The 25,287-nt window shown below is 39.4% G+C and carries 27 protein-coding genes and 3 pseudogenes; 6 read left to right on the plus strand and 24 right to left on the minus strand.

Translation table 11 applies throughout. The features are described from left to right. Nucleotides 1-214: 214 nt before the first annotated feature. Both CUU64_RS07610 and CUU64_RS07615 read right to left on the minus strand, forming a co-directional pair. The gene (locus CUU64_RS07610; RefSeq protein ID WP_101632966.1) at nucleotides 215-961 is read right to left on the minus strand and encodes a type II toxin-antitoxin system PemK/MazF family toxin; all 747 of its coding nucleotides are present in this window, start codon (nucleotides 959-961) and stop codon (nucleotides 215-217) included. 399 nt (nucleotides 962-1,360) lie between these two features. Continuing rightward, nucleotides 1,361-1,612 (minus strand): hypothetical protein, encoded by a 252-nt coding sequence (locus tag CUU64_RS07615; RefSeq protein ID WP_142383604.1) that lies wholly within the window; start codon nucleotides 1,610-1,612, stop codon nucleotides 1,361-1,363. Between the two features lie 304 nt (nucleotides 1,613-1,916). Between CUU64_RS07615 and CUU64_RS07620 the strand changes: the two genes are divergently transcribed. Beyond that, nucleotides 1,917-2,462 carry a DUF7010 family protein gene (locus tag CUU64_RS07620; RefSeq protein WP_101632968.1) on the plus strand — a complete coding sequence of 182 codons (546 nt, stop codon included), beginning with the start codon at nucleotides 1,917-1,919 and terminating at the stop codon, nucleotides 2,460-2,462. A gap of 53 nt (nucleotides 2,463-2,515) precedes the next feature. Here CUU64_RS07620 and CUU64_RS07625 read toward each other — a convergent pair whose 3' ends face one another. The 11 genes and pseudogenes from CUU64_RS07625 to CUU64_RS07680 form a co-directional block, all read right to left on the minus strand. Then, nucleotides 2,516-2,962 (minus strand): ArpU family phage packaging/lysis transcriptional regulator, encoded by a 447-nt coding sequence (locus tag CUU64_RS07625; RefSeq protein ID WP_101632969.1) that lies wholly within the window; start codon nucleotides 2,960-2,962, stop codon nucleotides 2,516-2,518. Nucleotides 2,963-3,044: 82 nt separating this feature from the next. Then, complete coding sequence (locus CUU64_RS21915) at nucleotides 3,045-3,203, minus strand: hypothetical protein (protein WP_180954513.1); 159 nt, start codon at nucleotides 3,201-3,203, stop codon at nucleotides 3,045-3,047. Between the two features lies 1 nt (nucleotide 3,204). Continuing rightward, nucleotides 3,205-3,635: pseudogene (locus tag CUU64_RS07630) on the minus strand (hypothetical protein). A 29-nt stretch (nucleotides 3,636-3,664) separates the two neighbouring features. Next, nucleotides 3,665-4,189 (minus strand): hypothetical protein, encoded by a 525-nt coding sequence (locus CUU64_RS07635; RefSeq protein ID WP_101632970.1) that lies wholly within the window; start codon nucleotides 4,187-4,189, stop codon nucleotides 3,665-3,667. Between the two features lie 32 nt (nucleotides 4,190-4,221). Then, a complete protein-coding gene (locus CUU64_RS07640) occupies nucleotides 4,222-4,491 on the minus strand; it encodes a hypothetical protein (RefSeq protein WP_101632971.1) in 270 nt (89 codons plus the stop codon). Between the two features lie 2 nt (nucleotides 4,492-4,493). After that, nucleotides 4,494-4,976, minus strand: coding sequence for a sigma-70 family RNA polymerase sigma factor (locus CUU64_RS07645; protein ID WP_142383605.1), 483 nt, complete (start codon nucleotides 4,974-4,976; stop codon nucleotides 4,494-4,496). 110 nt (nucleotides 4,977-5,086) lie between these two features. After that, nucleotides 5,087-5,320: a hypothetical protein gene (locus CUU64_RS07650; RefSeq protein WP_101632973.1), complete on the minus strand. Its 234-nt coding sequence runs from the start codon at nucleotides 5,318-5,320 to the stop codon at nucleotides 5,087-5,089. Next, nucleotides 5,313-5,648, minus strand: coding sequence for a DUF3310 domain-containing protein (locus CUU64_RS07655; RefSeq protein WP_101632974.1), 336 nt, complete (start codon nucleotides 5,646-5,648; stop codon nucleotides 5,313-5,315). The genes CUU64_RS07650 and CUU64_RS07655 overlap by 8 nt, the downstream gene beginning before the upstream one ends. A 337-nt stretch (nucleotides 5,649-5,985) precedes the next feature. Next, a complete protein-coding gene (locus tag CUU64_RS07670; protein ID WP_101632977.1) occupies nucleotides 5,986-6,519 on the minus strand; it encodes an ERCC4 domain-containing protein in 534 nt (177 codons plus the stop codon). Beyond that, nucleotides 6,516-6,788 (minus strand): hypothetical protein, encoded by a 273-nt coding sequence (locus tag CUU64_RS07675; RefSeq protein WP_101632978.1) that lies wholly within the window; start codon nucleotides 6,786-6,788, stop codon nucleotides 6,516-6,518. The genes CUU64_RS07670 and CUU64_RS07675 overlap by 4 nt, the downstream gene beginning before the upstream one ends. Before the next feature lie 300 nt (nucleotides 6,789-7,088). Then, nucleotides 7,089-9,450: pseudogene (locus tag CUU64_RS07680) on the minus strand (phage/plasmid primase, P4 family). Nucleotides 9,451-9,617: 167 nt separating this feature from the next. Here CUU64_RS07680 and CUU64_RS07685 point away from each other — a divergent pair. Continuing rightward, nucleotides 9,618-10,711 (plus strand): annotated as a pseudogene (locus tag CUU64_RS07685) (tyrosine-type recombinase/integrase). A 103-nt stretch (nucleotides 10,712-10,814) separates the two neighbouring features. On the opposite strand, the gene glnA reads toward CUU64_RS07685, so the two are convergent. The 8 genes from glnA to CUU64_RS07725 form a co-directional block, all read right to left on the minus strand. Next, nucleotides 10,815-12,149, minus strand: a complete 1,335-nt coding sequence (gene glnA, locus CUU64_RS07690; RefSeq protein ID WP_101632979.1) for a type I glutamate--ammonia ligase — start codon at nucleotides 12,147-12,149, stop codon at nucleotides 10,815-10,817. 44 nt (nucleotides 12,150-12,193) lie between these two features. Beyond that, nucleotides 12,194-12,598 carry a MerR family transcriptional regulator gene (locus CUU64_RS07695; protein WP_101632980.1) on the minus strand — a complete coding sequence of 135 codons (405 nt, stop codon included), beginning with the start codon at nucleotides 12,596-12,598 and terminating at the stop codon, nucleotides 12,194-12,196. A 133-nt stretch (nucleotides 12,599-12,731) separates the two neighbouring features. After that, a complete protein-coding gene (locus tag CUU64_RS07700) occupies nucleotides 12,732-14,003 on the minus strand; it encodes a methionine gamma-lyase family protein (RefSeq protein ID WP_101632981.1) in 1,272 nt (423 codons plus the stop codon). An 11-nt stretch (nucleotides 14,004-14,014) separates the two neighbouring features. After that, a complete protein-coding gene (gene hflX / locus CUU64_RS07705; protein ID WP_101632982.1) occupies nucleotides 14,015-15,268 on the minus strand; it encodes a GTPase HflX in 1,254 nt (417 codons plus the stop codon). A gap of 491 nt (nucleotides 15,269-15,759) precedes the next feature. Beyond that, on the minus strand, nucleotides 15,760-16,707 hold the full coding sequence (gene spoVK, locus CUU64_RS07710) for a stage V sporulation protein K (protein WP_101632983.1): 948 nt from the start codon (nucleotides 16,705-16,707) through the stop codon (nucleotides 15,760-15,762). A 354-nt stretch (nucleotides 16,708-17,061) separates the two neighbouring features. After that, a complete protein-coding gene (gene hfq, locus CUU64_RS07715; protein WP_101632984.1) occupies nucleotides 17,062-17,295 on the minus strand; it encodes an RNA chaperone Hfq in 234 nt (77 codons plus the stop codon). Between the two features lie 30 nt (nucleotides 17,296-17,325). After that, nucleotides 17,326-18,282: a tRNA (adenosine(37)-N6)-dimethylallyltransferase MiaA gene (miaA, locus tag CUU64_RS07720; protein WP_257985461.1), complete on the minus strand. Its 957-nt coding sequence runs from the start codon at nucleotides 18,280-18,282 to the stop codon at nucleotides 17,326-17,328. 122 nt (nucleotides 18,283-18,404) lie between these two features. Beyond that, complete coding sequence (locus CUU64_RS07725) at nucleotides 18,405-19,019, minus strand: LysE/ArgO family amino acid transporter (protein ID WP_101632986.1); 615 nt, start codon at nucleotides 19,017-19,019, stop codon at nucleotides 18,405-18,407. A 123-nt stretch (nucleotides 19,020-19,142) separates the two neighbouring features. On the opposite strand from CUU64_RS07725, the gene CUU64_RS07730 reads away from it, so the two are divergent. The 3 genes from CUU64_RS07730 to CUU64_RS07740 all read left to right on the plus strand — a co-directional run bounded on the left by CUU64_RS07730 (nucleotide 19,143) and on the right by CUU64_RS07740 (nucleotide 21,208). Next, nucleotides 19,143-20,597 carry an aminotransferase-like domain-containing protein gene (locus CUU64_RS07730; RefSeq protein WP_101632987.1) on the plus strand — a complete coding sequence of 485 codons (1,455 nt, stop codon included), beginning with the start codon at nucleotides 19,143-19,145 and terminating at the stop codon, nucleotides 20,595-20,597. 102 nt (nucleotides 20,598-20,699) lie between these two features. Beyond that, nucleotides 20,700-20,894 (plus strand): hypothetical protein, encoded by a 195-nt coding sequence (locus CUU64_RS07735; protein WP_101632988.1) that lies wholly within the window; start codon nucleotides 20,700-20,702, stop codon nucleotides 20,892-20,894. A gap of 14 nt (nucleotides 20,895-20,908) precedes the next feature. Beyond that, nucleotides 20,909-21,208 carry a spore coat protein gene (locus tag CUU64_RS07740; protein ID WP_101632989.1) on the plus strand — a complete coding sequence of 100 codons (300 nt, stop codon included), beginning with the start codon at nucleotides 20,909-20,911 and terminating at the stop codon, nucleotides 21,206-21,208. 427 nt (nucleotides 21,209-21,635) lie between these two features. Here the strand turns inward: CUU64_RS07740 and CUU64_RS07745 are convergent, their stop codons facing one another. Continuing rightward, a complete protein-coding gene (locus tag CUU64_RS07745) occupies nucleotides 21,636-21,839 on the minus strand; it encodes a 2-hydroxymuconate tautomerase family protein (RefSeq protein WP_101632990.1) in 204 nt (67 codons plus the stop codon). Continuing rightward, on the minus strand, nucleotides 21,820-23,016 hold the full coding sequence (locus CUU64_RS07750; RefSeq protein ID WP_180954514.1) for a YbfB/YjiJ family MFS transporter: 1,197 nt from the start codon (nucleotides 23,014-23,016) through the stop codon (nucleotides 21,820-21,822). The genes CUU64_RS07745 and CUU64_RS07750 overlap by 20 nt, the downstream gene beginning before the upstream one ends. 127 nt (nucleotides 23,017-23,143) lie before the next feature. Between CUU64_RS07750 and CUU64_RS07755 the strand changes: the two genes are divergently transcribed. Beyond that, complete coding sequence (locus CUU64_RS07755) at nucleotides 23,144-24,049, plus strand: LysR family transcriptional regulator (RefSeq protein WP_101632992.1); 906 nt, start codon at nucleotides 23,144-23,146, stop codon at nucleotides 24,047-24,049. 202 nt (nucleotides 24,050-24,251) lie between these two features. Here the strand turns inward: CUU64_RS07755 and CUU64_RS07760 are convergent, their stop codons facing one another. After that, nucleotides 24,252-25,154 (minus strand): alpha/beta fold hydrolase, encoded by a 903-nt coding sequence (locus CUU64_RS07760; RefSeq protein WP_101632993.1) that lies wholly within the window; start codon nucleotides 25,152-25,154, stop codon nucleotides 24,252-24,254. Between the last annotated feature and the right edge of the window lie 133 nt (nucleotides 25,155-25,287).

Here is a 25,287-nt window from a genome sequence, read left to right on the forward strand (position 1 = left end):
ACTTTTCAGCAGGTTTGCCATTATCGTTTTTAATGCTATTCACATGTTTTTCCAAGACTCTGGAACTAATTATTTAAACAATAGTACATAAGTATCAATACTTTTTTTAGATAAATTTACCTAAGATGTAATTTTTTATCTTCATTTCAAACAATCTTCACCTCAATCACCTCTTTAGGCATAATAAAAAGCACCCGATTATTTGGATGCTGAATTAATTGTCTATATTAGCTCTTCCTATATGAAACGCTATTGCCTTTTCTATTTCATTCAGTTTAGAATCATCTAACTTCGTTATATGCATTTCTAAATCACTCTTCTTTATCGACGTAATGAGTGGAATAGCAGCAAATTGTTCTCGATCCTCTATTTTTAAAGGTATAGATAAAGGCGAAGGAGTTGCATTACTTATAAGTGGAATACCTGTAACAAATGACGAATGTTTATTCCCAATATCGTTTTGTATAATTAAAAACGGACGAACAACTTTTCTTCCGTTATCGGACATAATTATGTTTGCTAAAAATATATCACCACGTACAATGTCTGATTTTGTATGTAAGTTATCCTTTATAAATGGCATTGACGACTGATTACTATCTTCGCTTAAACTAGTGTTTGTTTCTTTATAGTTTTGTTGTATGCTAGCGTTTAGTTTTTTAAATTCTGCGGAATTTTGTTCTTTCATCCGTTTTAATTCAAGTTCAAACTCTTCTACTCTTCTTACATAGTCTCCTGACTGAATAATTTTATTTATTGTAGTTTGAGCCTCAGTTATTTTTCTTTCCTGTTCAGTAAGGTTTTGAATTAAGACCTTCGCATTTTCTTCGCTTTCCTTAATTTTTCTACCCCAGTAACCATATAATAATGTTACTATTGCAACTACTATAGCAGCTATCGCAATTAACCAATTTACGTAATTACTAAGTAAGGTAATCTTATCATCTTTAGATTCTAGCAATACTTCATATACGTCCTTAGTTGAAACTGGTTCCTCTGTATTCGTAGCAGAAAAAAACTTGGATATCGTTGTTAGTAACAATAATTAAAAGAAAAATTATTACAAACAAAATCTGTTTCATATGGTACTCCTACATTTTTTGTTTTATTTTCTCATAAAGTGATTGAAAAACAAATATGTACCTCCCTTTATTTTGAAAAAGAAAAAAGCCACCTACAAAGTAAGTGACTCACCAGAAGGGAGAATGTTTCAAAACTTGGTACAATATCATCTTATCAGGGTATAAACCTAACAACACGACTTTATTTAGGATTATTTTAGGAAAGTTTTAGGAATATTTTAGAACGACTTTAGGAGTAAATAAAAAGCACTCACCTATGTGAATGCATTATCGATTCATTATTTACTTTCTATTTCATCAATACCACGTGAAGTAATTTTAGCCCGACAATAATTTTTTCCAAAGATTTTGTAGTTAACTAACTCTTTATCAGCTAAATACTCGTACGCTAGATGTTCTTGCTTTTCTCCTTCGTTTTCACGAAGATTATTATACCTAATAGTGGCTTCCCGACCTCCGTTTTTTTCGTTGTGGTCGTATAACTCTTGAAGCTTTTGTTCTCTCAATACTTTCTTTTCTGCTACTTCCATTTCCATCCCTCCCTCCTGCCATCTAAATACGACAAAAGGGAAGAAATTTCCTGCTTATACTCCAATTGGCGGTTTCTCTTTATTTCCCCCAACCGGTGGTTTTTCTTTAAATGCTCTCATTGTCCATTTCTCCCTTCATAAGATTCTATTTCGACAAAGAACGTTTGAATCCCTGTAGTTTCGGACTACGCTATAAATCTTTTAATTATTTCCTTCACTGAATAATAAAATGGTGGTAATTCTATTACAGTATTGTTAAATTATAGAAAAGAATAAAATACTAGTTTTATGAAGGCGTGTATTTATGAATCGAACACTCGAACAATTACAAACTGATATCATTTTGACTGCAAAGAAAGGGTTTCCTATTTTATTATCTGGTGCCATTGTCTTTTTACTATTTACCTTCATGCCCTTAGTTTTCCCGAGGAAAACCGTATATCTAATATGGATTTTTGGTTTGAGTGTCATTTTTCCATTTGGAATACTAATAAGTAAACTAGTGAATGTTAATGTTTTAGTTACTGATAATCCAATAGGTACATTAGGAGGAATAGTTGCAGCTCCTCAAGCATTTTACATACCTGTATTTATCATTGTGTATATGCATATCCCTGAATACCTTCCTTTTACTATCGGATTATTAGGAGGCTCTCACTTTCTACCCTATATGTGGATTTACAAAAGCAAAGCTTACTTATTTGTTACTTTAGCTACCTGTATTTCCTCTCTCATCTTAGGTGGATTCTATGTTGATTTATCCTTTACTCTCGTACCTTTGGCAATTTCTATTGTGTATGCAATTGGTGTTCTACTAATTCTTAGAGAACTTAAAGCCAATCCCGTTTAATCACCTTTTAATAGGTGATTTTTTTCTTTATTCCATTGTTGTGCAGTTTAAGTCTACAATGCCTTAGTCACAGCAATATTTAAGTTCAAAGCCAGTTTATAGAATGCGTTCCACCGGAATTTAGAAAATGTCTTTTCTGAAATAGGTGGCTGGAACTTGAAACAGTAAACCTTGTAATCAGATAAATAATCCGCATCCTCGGTCATATATCGTTCTTTGATAAGAAACTTCTCCATAGGTGGCAAACGATTCACAGCCCGTTCTGTACGTTCACAGAAATGTTGTCTGTACATCTGAGCATCCACATTATGAATGGCAATGCTGCCGGTCTGATCGCTGGTTTGATTAGTAGGCCCATGATATCTGACTTCACTACTTGCCGTTACCACGGCTTCTCTTTCCTCAAAAATTAAGTATTTGTATAACCGGTATAATTCAAAGTGTTTTTCCACTTTTGCCTGTGTTGCTTTTCTGTCTAATTCAGGTAGTTCAAAACTCATTCTCTAACCCCCATTACTAAGAGGTGCCCCGGGTCAATGAAGCGCCCAGGGCTATTATTACATGTAATCGATGAACTATTTATCAACCAATCTCTTTTTCAAAATCATTCATTTTCTTGATTATGGTTTCAATATCATCGATTCTTTTTCTGTTGCGTATTTTCCCATCGTTTTTTAATGCCCAAAGAAAATTCTCTAGCCTTACTTTAAGTTCAAACCAAGCGTCTTTATAATTTTCCATGTTAATTCACCACTTCATCTTCAAGGCTTAACTGCCCGTCCACAACCACAGTGTCATCATTATTGACTTTATATAATCAATGCCCTCATGCTGTTCCTCGTAGAACTCATCAATGGACATTTGAGAAGGTTTGAGATTAAGAGAAACATTGGCGCCGCCTAATGGATATAGTTTAGTAACCTTCTTTTCTACATCACGCTTGATATGGAATTTCAGAACGACTTTTTTATCGTCACGCTGGATGGACACAAATTCTGCACCAATTTCCCCAGCTTCACTTTCTTCCACATTGAGGAGAGCAATGGTACCCGGCATTTTCATTAATTCTTCAGCATGTGGAAGATCCCCACCTTGAACTTGGAAAAATAACACTTCTTTCTTGTCGTCCTTTTGGATTTTCTTAAATAATACGTTCAATTTAATTTCGCTCATTTTAATTAGCTCCCTTGATTTGTATTTTTTTAATTTCTTATCATGCCGCGATTTTCTCTAGCTTTTTTAAAATTAGGATTATATAAACCTCTAATATCAAAATTCCTTTCTTCGCCGAGTACAGATTTTTCAAACGCCCATTTATATAGTTCAGTTGGGATTACCGTTTTCGTAAAAGTTGATTCTTCTTTAGATGATTTTACTTTCACAACACCAAGCTGTGATTTTCTACGCACTCTACCAGGCTGTTTAGCTTCTTGAAATGTATATCCGTTTTTCATCCGCCATCTAAGGGTTTCCAATTTCACTCCATTGTCTAACGCTTCTTGTATTTGCTCTGGTGTTAACTTACTGAAAACACCTACGCTATAAGTACCCCTGGCACCCCTTTTTTCTTTTGGTCTGAGGGGTGGAGTATTGATTGCTTTTTCTTTTGTCCATTTCTTTTCATATGTCATTAATCGTTTATATAGAGTTCGATAAGTAATCCCATGACTCTTGGCGATTTCTATTTCTTCATCCGTAATCACGTTCAACCCGATATAATATGGCAAGATCACCACCCCTTTACAATTCGGATTGCTTGTTAACCACTCGTCCTAGCCTTAGCAAACCTTTCAGCAGCCTTTTGCCTTTGTTCTTCCGTTACAACCCGTTCTTTTTTCATACTGACCATTTTCTCGGTCAATTCCCCTCTGACAGCTATCGGTCTGTCATCCTCCGATTCTAGGACGAATAACTCCACGAAATTAGAGAGTTTTCGGATATGTTTGGGAACAGTAGAGTAAACAGTCCACTTACCTGTTCCATTGTCAAAAACCAATGTAGTTTCTTGTTCTTCTCGGGAATATCCCACATTCAAGCTCCTCTCATTTTTTCTAAAGCCTGTAAGTAAATTTTTCTGGGATGGGAACGACTAAATCCCATTTGTTCTGCAATCTCTGGAAAGGTGTAATTATTAAACCTTCGTATGACCACAGTTCTTTCTTTTTCACTAAGAAGGGAAAACAGTTCATGCAACCACAATCGGTTTATGACCAATCTTTCAGCATTTTTATCACTCACTAAATGGATAGGTTGTTCTTCATCATCAATGGTGACTGTCTGTCCAAGACGTTTTTGTAATTTACTATTCCGTGCAATATCCTTTAAGGCATTAACCATAAACCGTGCCCAGAACCCTAGAAAGGGATGCTTTCCTGGTTTGAACCATTTCAGTGCATCGAACGCTTTTATTGAAAAAACTTGGATTATATCTTCGATAGTTGTGTGTAAAACTTCCTCAACATACTGCTTGGAGAACCATTTTGAGATAAATTTGAGCATATAGGCTTGATACAAATTTCACCGTATAGCTTCTTCCACAGTTTGATGAAGGAGGACGACAGGACATTCGCCATCCCCTTCAATGATGCTTTTAATTTGTTCATCAGTTGCTAAGTGCCATTTCATTACAAAGACCTCTTTAATGCTTCATAAGCCTGCTCGACAACCTTTAACCGTTGAACTTCCAGGACTAAAGCTAAGTTTTCTTCATATACTCTAAAGCGAGTGCTTTTTCTCAAATCACGGATTGTCTTATGTAACTCCTCGATGATTTGAACCAATTCAAGGCCCTTTCGAGCAGATTCTGAAAAACTTTGTCTATGTTCGAAATATTTCTTGATGTCCTCGACTCTATCCATTGGGGCTGCCCTCCAATTCCTTTTTGTGTTCAGGAATATATTTTTTACCTTCATAGGATTCAATCAGGCGTTCAGAATTGAATCTCATTTTCTTCAAATCTTCCAAGCCGCCTTTCATAGATTCCCTCAAAACATATTTCAAAATATTTCCTTTGCAAAACCCTTGATATTCTTCAGGTGTGCATTTCACCTGCATAATTTCATAAATATCAATGCCGCCTTTGTGATAATGGTTAGGTGTGTTGATTAGATCTTCAGGAGCTTCTTCATAGTTGATATTGCGGACAGGAATCTTCACTCCTTCCACATGATTACAAAGGCATTTCATTGGTCAACCTCCTTCAAATATCCGGTTCTCACAAAATGATCTCTCCAAAGTTTTGCGCGCTTCTCCCGTTGCAATTGCTTTCTACACTTTGCCCAATACTTCTTACACCGCCTTTTGTTCATGGTTCATCCCCCTTTTATTCATCATCCAAGGAAATCATCCGAAGCCGTTTAGGACTATCCCCACAACGCTTTTCATAAATTGGGTAAGTCATATATCTAAGAAAATTTATGGTTTTATTCGTTTCTCTACTGATTTCCCGTATCGTTCCTTCGGTAATGAATTGTTCACCTTTATATAAAGATAAACTCGTTTGTGCCATGGTATTTTCATTGAATCAACCACCCTTCAACTGTTCCCGGGCCCTATACAAGAAATGGTGGTAGATATAATTCCCTGATGTCTTTGGATCCACAAAAACGGTTGAGAAATTGTATCTTGTTTCGAATGTTTTTAAGCTGCCTAATAGTGATTCTGGTTTGTACTGACTGCGATATTTACCGTTCAGAATTTTTTCATATCCCTGGAGATCTTCCACAATCAAGACGAATGGATGACGGGAAGCACGGATTAATTCATTTTCAAAACGTGTACGATCCTTGATTGATTCCACAAGTTCATCTACACCGTTTTTTCTTTCCAGCAGAGCATTTAAGTATAAATCCCTGTGTATGCCCAGTTCTGGAATCGCTGGAATCATTGCCGAATAATCTCCTGTTTTCATGGTCCTGATTCTGTATTGGACATCTTTCTTTCTGAAATAATCCAGAATATGCATATTCTTTTGCTCCCTGGTGTCCACAGTGATGATTAGGCTATCTAGGATTGTCTTTAATTCCTTATCTGAGAAGTGATAATTTATAGCGTTCACACCGTTGCTCCCTTCTTAAAGAAAGCCATTGCCCTATCATAGATTTCTTTTGATAGTTTTTCAGTTTCATCATTTTCATAGTTTGCTACTGGATCCGTAGCAGACCATCCGTTATACGAAAATTCCACAAAGAGTGTCATGATCATGTTCAGTGCTGCTTCATCCTGATTTAGCCAGGCATTAATTTTTTCGTTCATATTTTGCTCTTGACCTAAATAGAATTTAATAATCTTGTCCACAGTTTGATTAATCGCCTGTTTATTTTTCATTCCCCACCTCTTTTTGTAAGAAATTAGGAGTATTTCTATAAAAGGGTTAGTTAAGGGTTAGTTAATTTTCTAACTTTCTAACCCACCAAAACCTTGATATATCAACGTTTCTATTCCCTATGGGTTAGTGAGTTAGTAAAGGTTAGCTATTTTCTGGTTAAAGACTATATAATATATATTTATTTTTTATTTATTATTTTTCATGGGAGGTAACAAAGAAAATAACTAACCCTAACTAACCCATAGGCTGAAACCCTTGATACTACTGGGTTTTTCGGGGTTAGTTAACTTTTTCAAAAACTAACCCTTACTAACCCGTTCGCTATCAACTGTAAAAAATCCATTGCTTGTTAACTCATTTACAGTCAATCCCAGGAAAAACATTTTGTTTTTTGCCCCGATTTCCTTTTTTGAATCCCCGCACTTCCAATTGCCTATAAAATTGGCGGTTTTTTAATTCCATTTCATGATTCTTGTAGCACCAATTCCTATAATTTTCATATAGGGTTTTAGATTCGATTTTTGCTGCTGGATGGACTGTGCAGTTTTCACTAATGAAAGGACCTAAGATATCCATATCCTCTCTGTAGCTTTCTGTCGCTTCGGTCACGGCTTTCGGCTCACCCAATCCATCCTTCTGCCACTTCAAGCAGCCTTCCACAGCCCAGTGAAGGATCCCGGGCATTTCATTAGCCAGTTTTTCCGGTAAGTCATAGTCGATTTTTTCTTTTGGTATGGTGACAGTGAAAGGAATCAACTTGATCCTTCTCCAAATCCCTTCGTCTGAACCTTTGATTATCGGCTTATGGTTTGTCGTGAAGAAAACCTTAAACTCAGGAGTGAATTCAAAGTATTCTTGGCGAAGGAAACGTGCAGACATTTTTTCCCCACCGGTGATTTGCTTTACTAAGGCTTCTGATAGCTGTCCGCCTTCCTCGCTCTCTACGGCTGAAACAAACCGGGCACCATCCAACCGGGCCACATCATTGTTAATCCCACTGTCATTTTTCTTTTTGATGAAAGTATCGCTGTTTGCTTGCCGGCCGTAATCACCAATCAAATCCTTAATGATGTTAATAAAAGTGGATTTACCATTCCGGCCGTTCCCGAATAAGAAAAACATGATTTGTTCTTTCGTGGATCCTGTTAACGAATAACCAATGGACCTTTGAAGGAACTCAATTATTTCATAATCCGGTTTATCATCGGTGATGAATATGCTTTCTAAGAAGGAAATCCAGTTTGGGCATTTTGCATCCTTTTCATATGGAATCGGTGATATTTTTGTCAGTAACAAATCCCTATCATGTGGAAGGAGCTCACCTGTTTTCAGATCAATTACTCCATTAGCACAATTGAAAAGAAAATTATGTGAGTCAAAATCTTTCTTCCTGACAGATACCATAGGTCGAACATCTAGAATGCTATTTATCCGGATGGACCTTCGTTCGCATTTCTTCGCCCAATCCAATAATTGCTTTGCACGATATTTGTCTTCCTCGGCTTTTGATTCTGCATACAAACCTCTAAGTGTCTTGGCTGCAAGTGCTTCAATTTTCCTTTTGTTATCCTCCTGCCACTGTTTACCGTTCCAGATAAGCCATTACAACTCATTGCAGTATTTGAGGTTTTCGCCGTGATAGTAGACGATCCGTTCTGCATTTCCTAACTCGGTTAAGTGAAAAGTAGGTGGCTTGTCGATAATCTCTTCTGTTTCCTCAATGTCCTGGTCTCCGTTGGATATATAAATCTCGTAAGGTTTTTCCGGTACCGGTTCAAAATCAGAAATTGTTGAAGGAGTAGAATGGATGGCTGCATTGATGGTCAGCTGGCCGTATGTGTGTCCCTCAGATGAATGCATCTTGTCCCATTTCTCACGATACAGACTTGATTCCCGGAACATATCATCCATCTTTGCCGGGTCCTTATCCGTCCAAAAGGCTAAGTGATTGCATAAAGCAATATCTGTGGAAGAATGGTCACCATTGATAAGGTGGCCGTTGAATAAGTCCTGTATGGTTTTCCCACTCTTGGAGTTGAACATCTTCTCCCACAGTTCGAAGTTTGTCAGATTGCTAATGTCATGCCTCGGTGTGCCTTCCACACTCTGCTTAGGTGTGATTTTCTTTTCCTCTAGATATTTATCAAAGAGGGTTTTGAAATCCTCAGTACAATCATTCACTGGCTTATCGTTCAAGCTGTTTCCAGTAAAGGTGAAGTATCTACCGTGCCTATAAACCTCTAATCCAATTGTGGAATTTTTCTTCCCTGTCCCCGGACCTGGAAGTGGTAATCTTCCTTTGGTAATGATGTGTAATCCCTCACCACTTGGGGAATATTCTGTATAGCTATCAATTATTTTCATCACATCTTCAGCAAGTGTGGAAAGAACACCGCCATCCACACAATGGTCGATGTCTATTCCTATAAACGGATCATCTTTTGAAAACATAAACCCTATTCCGTCATATCCACCTTGATTGAAGTATTTGATGACTGTCGGACAGGTGGACCATGTTCTCCTGTTGTTAGACTGGGCCATCTCTCCAGTTATTTGATAAGGAACCTTTGTCTTTTTCCCATCACGCATTTCCGATTTCCACAATATCCAGTGAGGAGTATTTTTCAGTTCAACCGGTATCTTGTTAAAGTTGTATTCCATGCCGACTCCCCTTTAGAAAAAGAGGAGCAATGCTCCCCCTCCTATTCAACTAATCTTTATTTCTTTTATTAAAATGGCACATCGTTATCTGAGACTTTAATTTCATTCGCTGGTGGTTGTGCTTCAGAAACTTTGAATGCTTTGATTTCTGGGTATTTCTTGCCATCATGAAATATAAAGATCCATTAACTGAAAAGTTCAAGGAGAAATCAAAACGTGGTTTCACCACTAAGAAAGAAGCACAAAAGGCAGCTATAGATGAGGAAAATCGCTTAATGGAAGGTCATGAACAATCACCTATGTCTTTAGAACAATACCTTCTTACCTGGCTTGAGGAATATAAAAAGGGGACTGTTCGGAAGAATACCTACGAAATTCATGAAAGGAATATAAAGAATCACATTCTACCGTATTTTAAAAATGTTCTACTAAAGAATGTAAAACCGATTATGTATCAAAAATTCTTGAATCACCTTACTGAAAAGGAATACAGTAAACGAACAGTCGAAATTATTCATGGAACTATGTTTTTAATGCTTTTGAGAAGGCTGTCATATTAGGTAAAGTTCAAAAGAATCCTTGTGAAGGGGCTACAATAAAAGGGAAAACAAAAGAAAATACACTAAAATTTATCGACTCCACTGATATCCCTGTCTTCTTACAGGAAGCATATAAATATGATTATATTTACTGGATTTTCTTTAAAGTTTTGATTGAAACTGGTTTACGAAAAGGCGAAGCTGCAGCACTACAATGGTCTGATATTGATTTAAAAGAGCGAACTTTATCTGTTGCAAAAACACTCGATTTCCAAGCGAAAGATAGATCGGAGCTGTTTGGGGATACAAAAACCTATAATTCCACAAGGGTAATAACAATTAGTCAATCTTTGGCCAATGACTTGCACTTCCTTAAGAAGTACCAAAACCAAAATAAAATTGCATTAAATGATGTATATCAACATGACTTAAATTTAGTTCTATGCAGGAATGACGGCGACTTCTTACCGAAATCAACTTTATTTAATGCTTTTTCTAGGATATTAAAAAGGGCTGGACTTCCACAGTTCCCTATCCATTCATTAAGACACACCCATGCTGTCCTTCAATTAGAAGCTGGTGCTGACATGAAGTATCTCCAGAAGCGACTTGGACACGGAAGCATGCAAATAACAGCTGATGTGTATGCTCACGTTTCTAAGAAAATAGAAAACGATACAATGGACAAATTCGAAGCATATACAAAAAATATTTTAAATTAATTTGTGGGTATTTCGTGGGTACGCGTTAATACTCAATCCTCTATCCCTCTTTTTACCCACATAAAAAAAGCCCCGATACTAGTAGTATCAAGGCTGCCCCATATTAATACATTGTCATATACTGCTCGCGCTCCCAAGGGTGAACTTGTGTACGGAACATATCCCATTCGATCTCTTTTGCTTCGACAAAGTGTTCTAACAAATGGCTGCCAAGAGCTGAACAGATTACTTCGTTAGATTTCAAGACATCAAGCGCAGCTGCCAATGTAGCTGGTAGGTCAACAATGCCTGCTTCTTCTCTTTCTTCTTTGTTCATGACATAGATGTTGCGGTCGACTGGGTTTGGAGGAGTCATCTTGTTTTTGATTCCATCCAGACCGGCTTTTAACAATACAGCTAAAGCAAGATAAGGGTTTGCTGCTGGGTCAACGCTACGTACTTCAACACGAGTACTCACGCCACGCGAAGCAGGAATTCGGATCAGCGGGCTGCGGTTTTTCGCGGACCATGCTACATAGCAAGGTGCTTCATAGCCTGGAACCAAGCGTTTGTAAGAGTTGACAGTCGGGTTTGTTACCGCTGTAAATGCTGGTGCGTGCTTAATGACGCCGGCGATAAACTGCTCAGCCGTTTCACTCAATTCAAGATTTCCGCTTGTATCATAGAAAGCATTTTCTTTTCCTCTGAATAATGAAACGTTGCAGTGCATTCCAGAACCGTTCACTCCGAATAATGGTTTAGGCATGAAGGTAGCATGCAAGCCATGTTTACGGGCGATTGTTTTAACAACTAGCTTAAAAGTTTGGATATGATCGCAGGCAGTAATCGCATCTGCATATTTGAAATCGATTTCGTGTTGTCCAGGAGCAACCTCATGGTGAGATGCTTCGATTTCAAAGCCCATTTCTTCAAGCTCAAGAACGATATCACGACGGCAGTTTTCCCCAAGGTCAGTCGGTGCAAGGTCAAAGTATCCGCCTTTATCGTTAAGCTCTAAAGTAGGTTCACCTTTTTCATCCAGTTTGAATAGGAAGAATTCCGGTTCTGGTCCAAGATTAAAGTCTGTGAAGCCCAATTCCTTCATTTCTGCAAGGATGCGTTTAAGGTTAGCACGTGGGTCGCCTTCGAAAGGAGTGCCGTCAGTGTTATAAATATCACAAATTAAGCGGGCAACCTTCCCCTTTTCTGAAGTCCAAGGGAATATAACCCAAGTATTTAAATCAGGGTATAAGTACATATCTGACTCTTCAATCCGTACGAAGCCTTCGATGGAAGATCCGTCGAACATCATTTTGTTGTCTAGCGCTTTATCAAGCTGGCTTACAGGGATTTCAACGTTTTTGATTGTTCCAAGAATATCTGTGAATTGAAGGCGGATATACTTTACGTTTTCCTCCTTAGCCAAGCGTGTGATGTCTTCTCGAGTGTACTTTGCCATAACCATAATTCCTCCCAAATAAATTTTACTTTTTTAAGCTTTTATTATTGAAAGAAACGGGACATGTCTCCTTGGCGGAGTGTAGTGCGGTGCTTGCCACCATGCATTATCTCGTTTCTTAGAAGCTTGCGCAGTTCTTCATCAGTTAAATTAGGTTTTTGTAATTTTTTTTCAAAATTCTCGGATGTTGGCTCTTGTGAGTCTTCTTTCCCCGCGAAAATCTTTTTAATGCCTGCCAGATTGACACCTTGTTCGATTAACTCTTTGATTTCAAGGAGCCGGTCGATATCATTCAATGAAAAAAGCCGGCGGTTTCCTTCTGTCCTTTTAGGAGTAATCAGCTGATGCTCTTCATAATAACGAATCTGGCGTGCAGACAACTCAGTCAGCTGCATAACGATTCCGATAGAGAAAAGAGGCATCGAACGCCGAATGTTATTGCCGCTCATCCAAGCATCCTCCTTTAATTTGTTTGCCTATTTAAACTATATTATATGTTATGTTTTCTGTCAATGAAATGTAAGGTTAAATAACATTAAAATTTTAAAATAATCAGATAACTAATTCACATGCTAGTAAAAGTTATATTATATTGATTAATTTTTTATCGATCAAAGAATCAACGGCAGTGAGTACCGCTATTTTTACATGCGAATATGTTAAGCCACCTTGGACGTAGGCAACATATGGGGGTCTGGTTGGACCATCTGCTGTAAGCTCTATGCTTGCGCCTTGGATAAATGTTCCTGCAGCCATTATTACATCATCTTCGTATCCGGGCATATAGCTTGGATACGGAGTTACATAGGAATTCACAGGTGACGCAAATTGGACCGCCTGACAGAAAGCGACCATTTTATCCCGGTCATCAAATTGGACTGACTGAATAAGGTCTGTTCGTTTCGCATTCCATACTGGTGACGTGTTCATACCTAGTTTACTTAGAAAGGCCGACGTGAAAATAGCGCCTTTAAGGGCTTGTCCTACAACATGCGGAGCTAGAAAAAAACCTTGATACATTTCCTGAAGGCTGTAAAGCGATGCTCCTGCCTCAGCCCCGATCCCAGGTGATGTCAGCCTATAGGAGCATGCTTCTACATATTCCTTCTTTCCGACAATATAGCCACCGGTCTTGGCAAGCCCGCCACCTGGATTTTTAATCAGCGAACCAGCTATTAAATCTGCTCCAACATGGCACGGTTCTAGGGTCTCGACAAATTCACCATAACAGTTATCGACAAAGACCACCACATCCGATTTGATTTCCTTCACAAAATCAATCATTTCCTTGATTTCATCCACCGTAAAGGATGGCCGTGTTGCATATCCTTTGGAACGCTGAATCCCGATCATTTTCGTGTTCGGTGTTATTGCGTTTTGAACAGCGTCGTAATCAATTTTTCCAGCATTAGTAAGCGGCACAGAGCTATAGCCTATCCCAAATTCCCGCAACGATCCATTGCCGCTGCCACGAATCCCTACAATTTCTTCTAGAGTATCATAAGGCTTTCCCGTTATGTATAAAAGTTCATCGCCAGGCCGCAATATCCCAAAAAGAGAAATAGAAATGGCATGGGTACCTGAAATGATTTGTTGGCGAACCAACCCCGCCTCCCCGCCAAATACATCGGCATAGATCATTTCCAGTGTATCCCTTCCAATATCATCATATCCATATCCGGTTGAGGGGATAAAATGTGAATCACTTACTTTATGTTTCTGGAAACTTTGCAGAACCCTGTACTGATTGCTTTCTATTCTTTCATCGACTTCTTTATGGGCATGAGCAACCATTTCCTCTACAGAATCCACGAGGCCCTTTAAATATGCTCCATTTTTTAAATTCTCGTACATTTGTTTCTCCTTTATTTTGCATAGTTCTTGAGTTGTCCTGTTAGGGGATGGTCTACTAAAGCAAAACCTTTACACTCATAACTTTCCTTTTCTTCATCAAAGGATAAAGAACGCATAATGGTTTCATTTTTTAGCTGGGAGAGCAGCTTTCCCTCACTGGCTGGAAGGAACACATGGTAAGCTTCCATTTCGCTAATCACTGTTTCCTCAATTTGTGCCAGGACCGCTTCGAGATCCTTTTTTTCAAAGGCAGAGATCAACATGGACTTTTCCTTGGATGTTGGCACGAAATCTTCATTTTTCAAGTCCCTCTTATTATATAAAGTCAGCTCTGGAATATGGTTTACCTCAAGATCGGAAAGAAGCTCCCTGACTGTCTGTTCATGATTAAAATAATCTGGGGCTGAGGAATCCACGACATGGAGCAGTAAATCCGCTTCCTTTACTTCTTCCAAAGTGGAACGGAATGCTGCAATCAACGTGGTAGGCAAATCCTGGATAAATCCTACTGTATCAGTTAAAAGGACGGTAAACCCACTAGGCAGTACTGACTTTCTCGTCATCGGGTCAAGTGTGGCAAAGAGCAGGTTTTCTTCAAAAGATTCTGCTTCCGTCAATCGATTGAACAAGGTCGATTTCCCGGCGTTTGTGTAACCGACAAGGGCGACCTGGAGCGTTTTGTTCCTCTTTCTTCTGTCACGATATCGCTCCCTATGCTTTACAACAACATCCAGTTGTTCTTTTATATCATCAATCCGGCGGCGGATATGACGCCTGTCACTCTCCAGCTTTGTTTCCCCTGGTCCTCTTGTACCAATTCCTGCACCAAGCCTCGAAAGTGCCGTACCCTGACCTGCCAACCTTGGCAGCAAATACTGCAGCTGTGCAAGTTCCACTTGAAGCTTGCCCTCCTTGGAACGGGCTCTCTGGGCAAAAATGTCCAAAATCAGTTGAGTTCGGTCGATAACCCTAGCTGCAAAGTGTTGGGATAAATTCCTGATCTGACTTGGGGAAAGCTCATCGTTAAAGATAAGTAAGTCGGGTTCCAGTTCTTCTTCAAGGTTTTTGAGTTCCTCGACTTTCCCTTTTCCAATGTATGTTGAAGGATGCACACGGTCCCTCTTTTGTGTAACAGTGATTAACACCTCACCGTTTGCTGTTTTAGTCAAAGACGCAAGCTCTTCTAACGAATATTCATAACGAATGTCATCCTGTGTCGTTTGGCATCCGATCAATATGACTCGTTCTTTTTCTTTATGTTCCATCAATACTCACTTCCTTTAGTGTCCCTACCCATCATATCAAAAAAATGAAACATTCCAAACTAAATTGAAACAAGAAAGCTTTTTAAACTGCAAGCTTGTTTCAAAAGATGAGGTTTATTATATTCTCACCTATCAGCCTGCCCTAGTAATTGTAAAAAAGCGTAAAGAGACAGCTAATATAGCTGCCCCTTACACAATAAGAAAGATCACAATGAACTTCAGATAGCCCTGTTGCCAATGTCAGGATGATCCGGATACTCAATCCAAACACACTGGAGAAGGGTCTGAGGAACTCCTATTTGCCCTGTTTCTTCAATAAGCCCTTCCGCTGCGTGAAATCCACCTGTACATTTATTTTTTTATGGAATAACTTTCCTAAAGGAACTTTATCAGTTGGCACACAATAGGGGGAGGTTATTGATATACTCGGCGATTTCGTTGATTGCCGCTTTCGGTTCCTCCCTCTCTGTGGAATGCTTTTTGTTAAGGACTTAACCATCCTCTTCAAAAACTAAATCCTGGCTCCTTAAGGTTAACAAATCAGCCTTATCATAGGTGTCCTCTACTAATAGCCTCATTGCCTGCGCACGAATCGTCTTTTCTAGAACATTTCGGATATATCTGCCGTTTGAGAACGATATCGGCGCCAGCACAGTTTTTACGTAGGAAAGGTGATCCCTTAACTTGCGCTCAGCATCCCGACTCATGATATATTCACGGTCCTCAAGCATTCCTTTTGAGATGTCAATCAATTGGTCGATAGAATAGTCCGGGAAATCCACAACGATCGGAAAACGCGAATGAAGACCCGGATTAAGGGTAAGGAAATAATCCATTTCCCGGGAGTACCCTGCAAGGATAAGGACGAACTCATGCTGCCGGTCCTCCATATGTTTTACCAACGTATCAATAGCTTCCTTCCCAAAATCTTTCTCACCGCCCCTACCGAGTGAATAGGCTTCATCGATGAACAGGATGCCCCCGATCGCTTTTTTAATCAAATCCCGTGTTTTCTGGGCCGTGTGCCCTATATATTCCCCGACTAAATCTGCCCTTTCCGCTTCAATCAAATGCCCCTTGGAAAGGACCTGCATTTTAAGAAAAAGCTTCCCTATTAATCTTGCAACGGTGGTTTTACCCGTTCCAGGATTCCCTTTGAACATCATGTGCAAGGCTTGCTTGCCTACCTTCAACCCCCGTTCTTCTCGCTTTTTATTGACATAAATCCACGCGTAGATTTCTTTTATCATCAGTTTCATCTGTTCCATTCCAACAAGCGATCCCAATTCCTCCTCTATCTCCTTCAAGGCAACATGCTGTAAAGGGATTTGCCTTTCCTGAAGCTCTCTGGGAGGATCTTTTTTTAACGCTTTTCGGTTTTGCCCATTTAAGACAACATTTATTTGTCCGTTATTTTTCATACGGATCGGTTGTTCCAACGCCTTCACCTCTCCATTCCAAAAACGTATGCATATTGTATTAATGGGAATGCATGACAAGACACAAGTATTCCAACAAAACTAGACACACCTTTATGAATTCTACAATTTCCTGACAAATTTCCTTTGCTTTCAACAATTTTGTCCATCAACTTGTCATTTCCTGCGGTTTCCCAAGAAATATTTCCTACCTTTATTTGTATTCAATAAACGGAAAAGAAAGTATACTTTGTTGGAAAAATTGTTGATTGGGGGGATACGTGACTGCAGAAATTATAGCTCCTTTACCTTATGAGCCATTTTGAGTTTGAGAATAAAAAACAGGCACTCATGAATGTGCCTGCTTTAGGAAGGTTATTCTTTTGATTCGAAATCAATTTGAACATTGCGCTGCGGTGCGAAGGTGGAGATGGCGTGCTTGAAAACCAGCTGTTGCTTTCCTTCAGATTCAAATAGAACGGTAAAGTTATCAAAACCTTTGATTTGCCCTCTTATTTGAAACCCGTTTAATAAAAACACGGTACAATACGTACCATCTTTTCGTAATTGGTTTAAAAACTGGTCTTGGATATTAACGGATTGCTTCATTACTAAATCCTCCTCTATTCTCTCTATTTTTTATTTATTCGCTTTTAATGAGAGCTTTCCTGCAATAAAAGCGGATATTTCATCAAGTTTTTTAAATAAATTACTGGTATCGGTCATGTCAAACCAGCTAACGTCCATCTTATTTCGGAACCAGGTTAACTGACGTTTCGCATATCGACGGGAATTCTGTTTCAATAACGAAAGTGCCTCATCCAAAGTCATTTCACCATCAAAATACGCATAGAGCTCTTTATAGCCTATTGCCTGTATGGAACCACAATCTCTCAGCCCTTTTTCATAGAAAAAGCGGACTTCATCAATGAGCCCTTGTGAAACCATTAAGTCGACCCTTTTATTTATACGGTTGTATAATTTTTCTCGCTCCATCGTCAATCCAATGATTGCCGTGTCATACTTTAGATGGGTTTGTTGGACGGAAAGCTGGTCACTCATTGTCTTGCCAGTACAATGATATATTTCAAGGGCACGAATTACCCTTCTCACATTGTTAGGGTGTATCCTTTCAGCGCTTTCAGGATCAATGGCACGCAGTTTCGCAAAAACGGGTTCTATTCCTTCTTCCTCTACCTGTCTTTCAAGATTACTGCGATAAGCTGGATCCGATGGCGCTTCTGAAAAATGATAATCGTAAATCACTGACTGGATATATAAACCTGTACCGCCGACAATGATCGGGAGTTTCCCCTTCTTATGTATCTCAGGGATGATTTTATTCACGCAATCCTGAAATTCTGCCGCATTGAATGGTTCATCCGGTTCCTTGATATCAATTAAATAATGGGGAATCCCTTCTTTTTCTTCTTCAGTAATCTTAGCGGTTCCGATATCCATACCTTTGTATACCTGCATGGAGTCTCCGCTTATTACCTCTCCATTGAATCTTTTAGCAAGTTCGATACTTAATTTTGTTTTTCCTACCGCCGTAGGTCCAATGATCACAAGAAGTTTAGCTTTATTGCTCTCCAAATAATCCACTGCCTTACTTATTTTTCCCTATCTTACCATAAGAAAAGATTTCTGTTAAACATCTACCCATTATTTACAAAACAAATGGAATTTATTCTGCCGTTTTATTCTTCCGTACAAAATTAATCTAGAATCAGTGCTTTTGCTAAATAAATCGCAATCCCCCACATAATGAGCGCGGATATTTTATTCAAGATTACCATCAGCTTCCCTGATGTATCAATGCGGCTGAATATTTTTCCTGCTAATGCCAAAAAAGCAAACCATGTCCAGGAAACCGCTATACAAGAAAGGCTAAATAGAAGCTTTTCGTTTCCGGAATATTGCAATGAACTGGTGCCAATTACACCAATTGTATCGATTATTGCGTGTGGATTTAATAAAGATATGGTTGCAGCAAAGATCATCTGCCTTTTAAAAGAGTATGCTTCTGCCTTTTTGTCAATTGTGGTCGGTTTGCTTTTCCATGTCATCCAGCCCATATAAACCAAAAATATGACCCCAGCGCTCATTAACACAACTTTAAACCAATCATTTGCCAATACAAGGACTGAACTTCCTGTCACAGCAAGGATGATTAGCAACGTATCGCATACAGACGCTGTAATAACTACAGGCAGTGCCCGCAGATAGTTTGGCTGGGAAGCTCCTTGCTGAAAAATAAAGACATTTTGAGCTCCTAATGGCAGTATCAAACCAAAAGCAAGAATTATACCATGCATGAACACTTCTAACATCAAAAATCCTCCATTACATATTATAATTCTTCAATTGTATAAAGGAATGGAGCAAGAGTCTCCATCCATTTGGATGGTAGGAATACCAACCAAATTGTATAATAGTTGCTGAGGTGGATGACTATGAAGAATTTAGGCTGGAAACCTGACCGAATGTCGCCTGTCCCTTTACACAGGCAAATTGAAGAGTTTATAAAAGGAAAGATACTGAACGGGGAATGGTCGACTGGTACAAAAATCCCATCCCAAAGAGACCTTGCTGATATATTTAAAGTGAATCGAAGTACCGTTGTCTCCGCGTTGGATGAATTAACGGCCCAGGGGTTGCTTGAGGGGAAAAAAGGAGGTGGAACGAGGGTTATAAATAATACATGGGGTGTTGTTGGCACTGATACCCCATTGGATTGGAGTACATACATTCAAGCGGGGATGCACAAGCCAAACATGCCCTCAATCCAGGAAATTAACCGTGCTGAGTTCCAGCCAGGTATTATCAGGCTTGGCACAGGAGAATTATCACCCGATCTACTCCCTCATTATCAAATGGAAAACATATGGAACCGATTGTCTTCGCGACAACTGTCTTTAGGGTATCCCGAACCAAAAGGTGACTTCTTCTTACGAAAAACGCTTTCTGACCATTTACGAGGAATAGGCATCGAAATTTCCCCATCTTCCATCATGATTGTTTCCGGTGCCCTCCAAGCTTTGCAGTTAATCTCGATCGGCCTGTTGTATAGAGGGTCTTCCGTCCTGCTTGAAAAACCTTCTTATCTTAATTCTGTCCATGTGTTTCAATCCGCAGGGATCAAATTAGTGGGTGTTCCGATGGATAAAGAAGGGATTCAATCTTCCATGCTGGGGAAATATAAAAAGCAATTTGGCGGTGATTTATTATATTCGATACCTTCCTTTCATAATCCAACTGGCATTCTCATGTCTGAGGAACGGAGAAGATGTCTTCTTGCCATCAGCGAACAAGAAAAGCTGCCTATTGTAGAAGACGACGTTTACCGTGATCTTTGGCTTGATAGCCCGCCCCCACTACCATTAAAAGCAAATGATAAAAGCGGAAACGTTCTATACATCGGAAGCTTATCCAAATCTATAAGCCCCGGATTAAGAATCGGCTGGATTGCCGGTGCGGAACCAGTGATTGATCGCTTGGCTGATATTAAGATGCAAACAGATTATGGATCCAGTTCCCTGTCTCAATGGGCAGCGGCGGAATGGATTTCCACAGGTTTTTATCAAGACCACTTAAACCTTCTCAGGAAGGAACTGAAAATCCGGAGAGACGCGACAACGAAGCTTCTGGAAACGCATTTTGGAGGCCTTGCAACTTGGAGTGTGCCGAAGGGCGGTTTCTATGTTTGGTTGCGAATACTTCCATCAATCTCCATTCGAGAGCTTTTCGAAGCCTGTTTGAAAGAAGGAATCCTGCTTAACCCCGGTAATATCTACGACCGGAATGCGGCACAATATATAAGAATTTCCTACTCCTATGCCTCTCTTCAGGAAATGGAAAAGGCTCTTTCCCGCCTTTCTTCAAAAATAGACGATATAAGCAACTGTTAGAATAATTTTTTTCTCCCAAACCATAATAAAGTTGAAAGCCAATTTTATGAATTGGTTACAAGGATAATAAGATTTATCTGAATTATGTAGAGGAGGTATAGTATGCAACAGAATTTGGCGCTTCATGAATCCCTCGAAGTACACGAATTGTTAACATTCAAAAATAACTGTTTGACAAAGTCTTCTACAATGAGCGTGCTAGCGAAAGACGAGGAATTAAAACGGTTGCTTGCTATGGATGTAAAACAATCCAAACAGGAAATCGAGCAATTACTTTCATTTATGCCAAAACAATAGGAGGTAGTGCGCATATGAACGAAATTATCCAAAACATGACCGGCATGGGCGACATGTCGGATCAGGTAATTGCCACCGATCTTTTGATCGCAGCAAAGTCAGCAGTGAAAATGTATTCCTTTGCTGTAACAGAGGCAGCTACCCCGGAGCTTCGCACAACGCTCCATAGCCAACTTAATAATGCAATAAATATGCATGAACAGGTCACAGACTATATGATTGCAAAAGGATATTATCATCCATACAATTTTAACGAACAAATTAAGATTGACTTAACAACATCACAAACAGCATTAAATCTGCCGCAACCTTAACTTATCAAAAGAAGAAAGGACCCTTTGGTTCCTATTTCAGTCCTTTCTTCTTTTATTTTCTTTAAACACCTACACGGTCAGATCCCATAAAGCCTTGCGCTTTCTTTATAGAAACGATATGCGACCATGAAGTAGAAATGACATATGTTTGTCCGCATTGTGAACATTATACGAATAGTCCAGTTTTAAAAGCTGGAAAGGATTGATTTTGGTTTTGGTTTTCCTATTAAATAGCACAAAAAATGATTATTACGGCAGCAAATAAAACAATGAAATAGGGATTCGGATTCTTACCATTGGCGAACCCCTTCTATCGAGAATTTCAATCCAAACCTTTCATGACTTGTGATTTCTGTGATTGATCACACAAAGTCATCGTAATTGAAACTAATAATACCACTAAATTACAATTCTATAACAATTCAATTTATATCCCTTTTTTCCTTCTTGATGTAACGTTTTCCCCTGCAATGCCCCAATTATCTGTTGGTACCTCCTCAATGACCACTACAGTCGTAGCAGGGTTCTTGCCCAATACATCCTTAAGGAGGTTTGTTACTCCCGCAATTAGTTCCTGCTTCTGTTCAGCCGTTGCTCCTTCATTGGTAATTTTAATATTTACGTACGGCATAATTCAACTTCCTTTCTTTCTTTTTATTATAAAGACTTCCTGCTCCTAACAATAACACAGCCAGTAAAAGTGTGCCGGAAGCCAGAACAAAAGCCGCGTGATAGGAACCGGTTTCATGAAACAAATACCCGGCACCTGCCGGAGCAATGATCTGCCCCAATCCATATACAACAGTTAAGACACCAATTACCCGGTTGCTTCCAGAAGGCAGCATACTTCTTGCATAGGAAGTGGCCATTGTCGTGATTCCCATGAATGTAGCTCCAAAAAGAAATGCTCCAAGCAGCACGAAGAACGGAAGTTGGACCATTACCGGTAAAACCACACCTAATGCCTGCACAATGAATGCTATACAGAGAGCTTTGATGTAATCTAATCTTTTTGCCAGCGCCATCCAAAGATAAGTAGATGGAATAGCAGCAAGGCCGACAATAACCCAGGTAAAGGAAGAGATGTTATCCAAGCCCTCGGTACCCTTTACCATATCAACTAGAAATGTTCCGCTGATAATATAACCTAACCCTTCTAAGCCATAAGCAATGATTAGCGGAATCAGAATAGGAGGAATCGTTGCTCCTGTTTTAGTTCGCATAGAGGGAGACAATGTATCCCTAGATTCATCTTCACTGACAGCGATGTACACGACAACGCTTAAGACTAAAGAAAGAATTGAAAGGATGAGCCATATCCCCTGCCAGTTCACAAAAGCTTGTGCCACAGGAACGATGATTCCTGTAAAGAAAATTCCGGTTCCTACACCGCTATAAAAAATTCCTGACAGTATGGTTTTGCCGTTAGAGGCAAGTGCATCCAGAACAATGCTAGACGATAAAACAAATATCAAGCCGCTTGCCACGCCTGCTATGAATCTGAGAAGAAGCCAGCTTTCATAATGGTCTGCAATACCCATGCCTGCCATTGAAAGTATGCAAGCAAACAGGCTCCAAAGCAGCCAGATTCTTAGCTTTCTCTTGCCTGTTACAAAGCCTGCCATTCCAGCTCCTATAAGGTAACCCAGATAATTAGCGGATGCAAGATATCCCGCTTTAACCTCTGTTAAACCTCCTGACAATTTCATAAGCGGCAAAATCGGCGTATAAGCAAATCGGCCTATTCCCATTGCCACTATCAAAGCACAGAACCCGCCTGCCAGGAGGATAGAAATTTTTCTTTTCATCCACTGCCCCCTTTTCCAATTGATACTAATATTGTAAATTAAAATTAGTATCATTTAAAACGAATAAAAAAGATAAAAACCATCATTTTTATTGATAGCATTCCCTCGAAGCGAAAGGAGAGCCCTGATGGATACTACGAGCCTTAATGTATTTCTAACAGTTGCAAAAGAAGGAAACATTAGCAAAGCTGCAAAAGAGCTTAATTTTGTCCAGTCCAATGTGACTGCAAAAATTAAGCAGCTAGAGGCAGACCTTGATAGCCAGTTATTTTACCGGCACTCTAAAGGCGTTACTCCATCTCAAGCCGGAAAGACTCTTATTGAATACGCACATCGAATTCTTCACTTGCTTGAAGAAACAAAAAAGGCTGTTCAGGATTCGCCTATTCCGAAAGGAACCCTATCAATCGGTTCTATGGAAACAACAGCCGCTGTTAGATTGCCTCCCATACTTGCTGGCTATCATAAGCAATTTCCTGAAGTTAACCTGTCATTAACAACAGGCCCCAGTGAATATCTAGTTCAAGCAGTCCTTCAATATGATCTTGATGGAGCGTTTGTTGCCGGCCCAATTGATCATCCGGATTTACTCCAGCAGACCATTTTAGAAGAAGAACTTGTTTTGGTGACGGATGACCAAAAGGGCGAATTCAACCATATTAACGAATTAATGAGAAAACCAATTTTAGTTTTCCGTCAAGGGTGCTCGTACCGCTCACGCCTGGAGGCTTGGTTAAGGCTCGAGGGTCTTTTGCCGGTTAAAGTCATGGAGTTTGGCAGCCTTGAGGCAATATTAGGTTGTGTAATGTCAGGGTTTGGGATTTCTCTCCTCCCGAGGTCTGTAGTAAAGGATCTGCAATCCAGAAATTCGCTAAACTGTTACTCCCTGCCTAATGACTTCGGAAAAGTCTCCACGGTATTTATCCATAGAAAGGATTTATTTTTAACAAGTGCTTTAAAGAGATTTATTGATATAGTTCATTTGAATGCAACCGAAAAAGGGCAGGAAACCGAGTTTTTAGCTAAAAAATAACAACACAATAAACCAAAAGAAAGACAAAATGAAAAAGGGCATGAGCCGGGTTCAATACTCGACTCATGCCTAAGCAGACTGGAAAAATACTTGTCTAACTCTAGGGTTCAATCATTGTTCCCCAGCCGGAGTTAATAACTTACGTAAGACAATGAATCCCATTAAGCTAATACACGGAATTCTCCCCGAATTAAGATGGCATTTATAGAAATTCCAAAACCGTTTCTATAACCGTGTCGGGAGCCTCAAACGGTACAAAATGGCCTATTTCCGGCAATGTTTTTAGCGAAACATCGAAAAAATGTTCCCTTAATTTATCAGACCAGGAAACAGGTATTACCGGATCCTTCTCCCCCCATAAAACCTTCGTTGTTTGGTAGATTGGGGGTTTGGAGGATTGATTGACAGCTTGGACAGTTTTAGCGGCAGCCCTGGCCTTATAATATAAAATACTTTTATTAAAATGTCCTTCTCTTGTATAAACGTTAAGAATGTCGTTTAAATCGCCTATAGTTGCTTTTGACCCTGGCCCTGTCCAGTGATCATAAAAGTGTAAAATATAATGTTTGATGTTGTCAGTTGAGCTGCCTATTAAGGTTTCAGCTAGTGGTAAATTGTGAAGATGCTGGTACCAAAACTCCTTTTGGATTGAAGGTTCAAACCTCCTGCTGCCAATGCCGGGATAAGGCGGATTTAAAAGGACCATTCCCTTTACATACTCAGGATAACTATACGCAATCGTTTGGGCCACTGTTGCCCCAATATCATGGGCCACAAAAATCGCTTTTTGTATGTGTAATTCAGCCATAAGGTTTATAATGTCCCTGGCTAAATGCTCAGGTGTATAGCCCTCAGACGGGAGGATGTCAGGTTTGTCCGAATCACCAAAACCGCGGAAATCCGGAGCGATGACGTGACAATGTTCAGCTAGCCCTGGTATCACATACCTCCAGTCAAACCAGAACCCCGGCCACCCATGCAACAAAATTACAGGCTCGCCTTTCCCTTTCCTAACATAATGCAGCTTTATATTGTCTGTTTCTGTGGAGTAATAATGCTTCCATTCGTTGCTTGCCAAACTGGTATCGAATCCAAGAATCCTCATTTGCAACCTCCCGTCTAACTAAAGTCTTCTTTTATAAAAACGAGATCAAAATCCTAAGAGGTTATTCACGTGATCGTCAACTTTAGTATATTAAATATATTATACATTCACCTTTATATGTAAATAATCGGAT

The organism is Bacillus sp. V5-8f (genome assembly GCF_002863565.1).
Lineage (GTDB): Bacteria > Bacillota > Bacilli > Bacillales > DSM-1321 > Peribacillus.

Excerpts from the sequence above, each read along its gene's own strand:
- CUU64_RS07615 (WP_142383604.1), bottom strand. The coding sequence starts at position 1,612 with ATGGAAGTAGCAGAAAAGAAAGTATTGAGAGAACAAAAGCTTCAAGAG.
- CUU64_RS07620 (WP_101632968.1), top strand. The coding sequence starts at position 1,917 with ATGAATCGAACACTCGAACAATTACAAACTGATATCATTTTGACTGCA.
- CUU64_RS07625 (WP_101632969.1), bottom strand. The coding sequence starts at position 2,962 with ATGAGTTTTGAACTACCTGAATTAGACAGAAAAGCAACACAGGCAAAA.
- CUU64_RS21915 (WP_180954513.1), bottom strand. The coding sequence starts at position 3,203 with ATGGAAAATTATAAAGACGCTTGGTTTGAACTTAAAGTAAGGCTAGAG.
- CUU64_RS07650 (WP_101632973.1), bottom strand. The coding sequence starts at position 5,320 with ATGGATAGAGTCGAGGACATCAAGAAATATTTCGAACATAGACAAAGT.
- CUU64_RS07655 (WP_101632974.1), bottom strand. The coding sequence starts at position 5,648 with ATGAAATGCCTTTGTAATCATGTGGAAGGAGTGAAGATTCCTGTCCGC.
- CUU64_RS07675 (WP_101632978.1), bottom strand. The coding sequence starts at position 6,788 with ATGAAAAATAAACAGGCGATTAATCAAACTGTGGACAAGATTATTAAA.
- glnA (WP_101632979.1), bottom strand. The coding sequence starts at position 12,149 with ATGGCAAAGTACACTCGAGAAGACATCACACGCTTGGCTAAGGAGGAA.
- CUU64_RS07695 (WP_101632980.1), bottom strand. The coding sequence starts at position 12,598 with ATGAGCGGCAATAACATTCGGCGTTCGATGCCTCTTTTCTCTATCGGA.
- CUU64_RS07700 (WP_101632981.1), bottom strand. The coding sequence starts at position 14,003 with ATGTACGAGAATTTAAAAAATGGAGCATATTTAAAGGGCCTCGTGGAT.
- hflX (WP_101632982.1), bottom strand. The coding sequence starts at position 15,268 with ATGGAACATAAAGAAAAAGAACGAGTCATATTGATCGGATGCCAAACG.
- hfq (WP_101632984.1), bottom strand. The coding sequence starts at position 17,295 with ATGAAGCAATCCGTTAATATCCAAGACCAGTTTTTAAACCAATTACGA.
- CUU64_RS07725 (WP_101632986.1), bottom strand. The coding sequence starts at position 19,019 with ATGTTAGAAGTGTTCATGCATGGTATAATTCTTGCTTTTGGTTTGATA.
- CUU64_RS07730 (WP_101632987.1), top strand. The coding sequence starts at position 19,143 with ATGAAGAATTTAGGCTGGAAACCTGACCGAATGTCGCCTGTCCCTTTA.
- CUU64_RS07735 (WP_101632988.1), top strand. The coding sequence starts at position 20,700 with ATGCAACAGAATTTGGCGCTTCATGAATCCCTCGAAGTACACGAATTG.
- CUU64_RS07740 (WP_101632989.1), top strand. The coding sequence starts at position 20,909 with ATGAACGAAATTATCCAAAACATGACCGGCATGGGCGACATGTCGGAT.
- CUU64_RS07745 (WP_101632990.1), bottom strand. The coding sequence starts at position 21,839 with ATGCCGTACGTAAATATTAAAATTACCAATGAAGGAGCAACGGCTGAA.
- CUU64_RS07750 (WP_180954514.1), bottom strand. The coding sequence starts at position 23,016 with ATGAAAAGAAAAATTTCTATCCTCCTGGCAGGCGGGTTCTGTGCTTTG.
- CUU64_RS07755 (WP_101632992.1), top strand. The coding sequence starts at position 23,144 with ATGGATACTACGAGCCTTAATGTATTTCTAACAGTTGCAAAAGAAGGA.
- CUU64_RS07760 (WP_101632993.1), bottom strand. The coding sequence starts at position 25,154 with ATGAGGATTCTTGGATTCGATACCAGTTTGGCAAGCAACGAATGGAAG.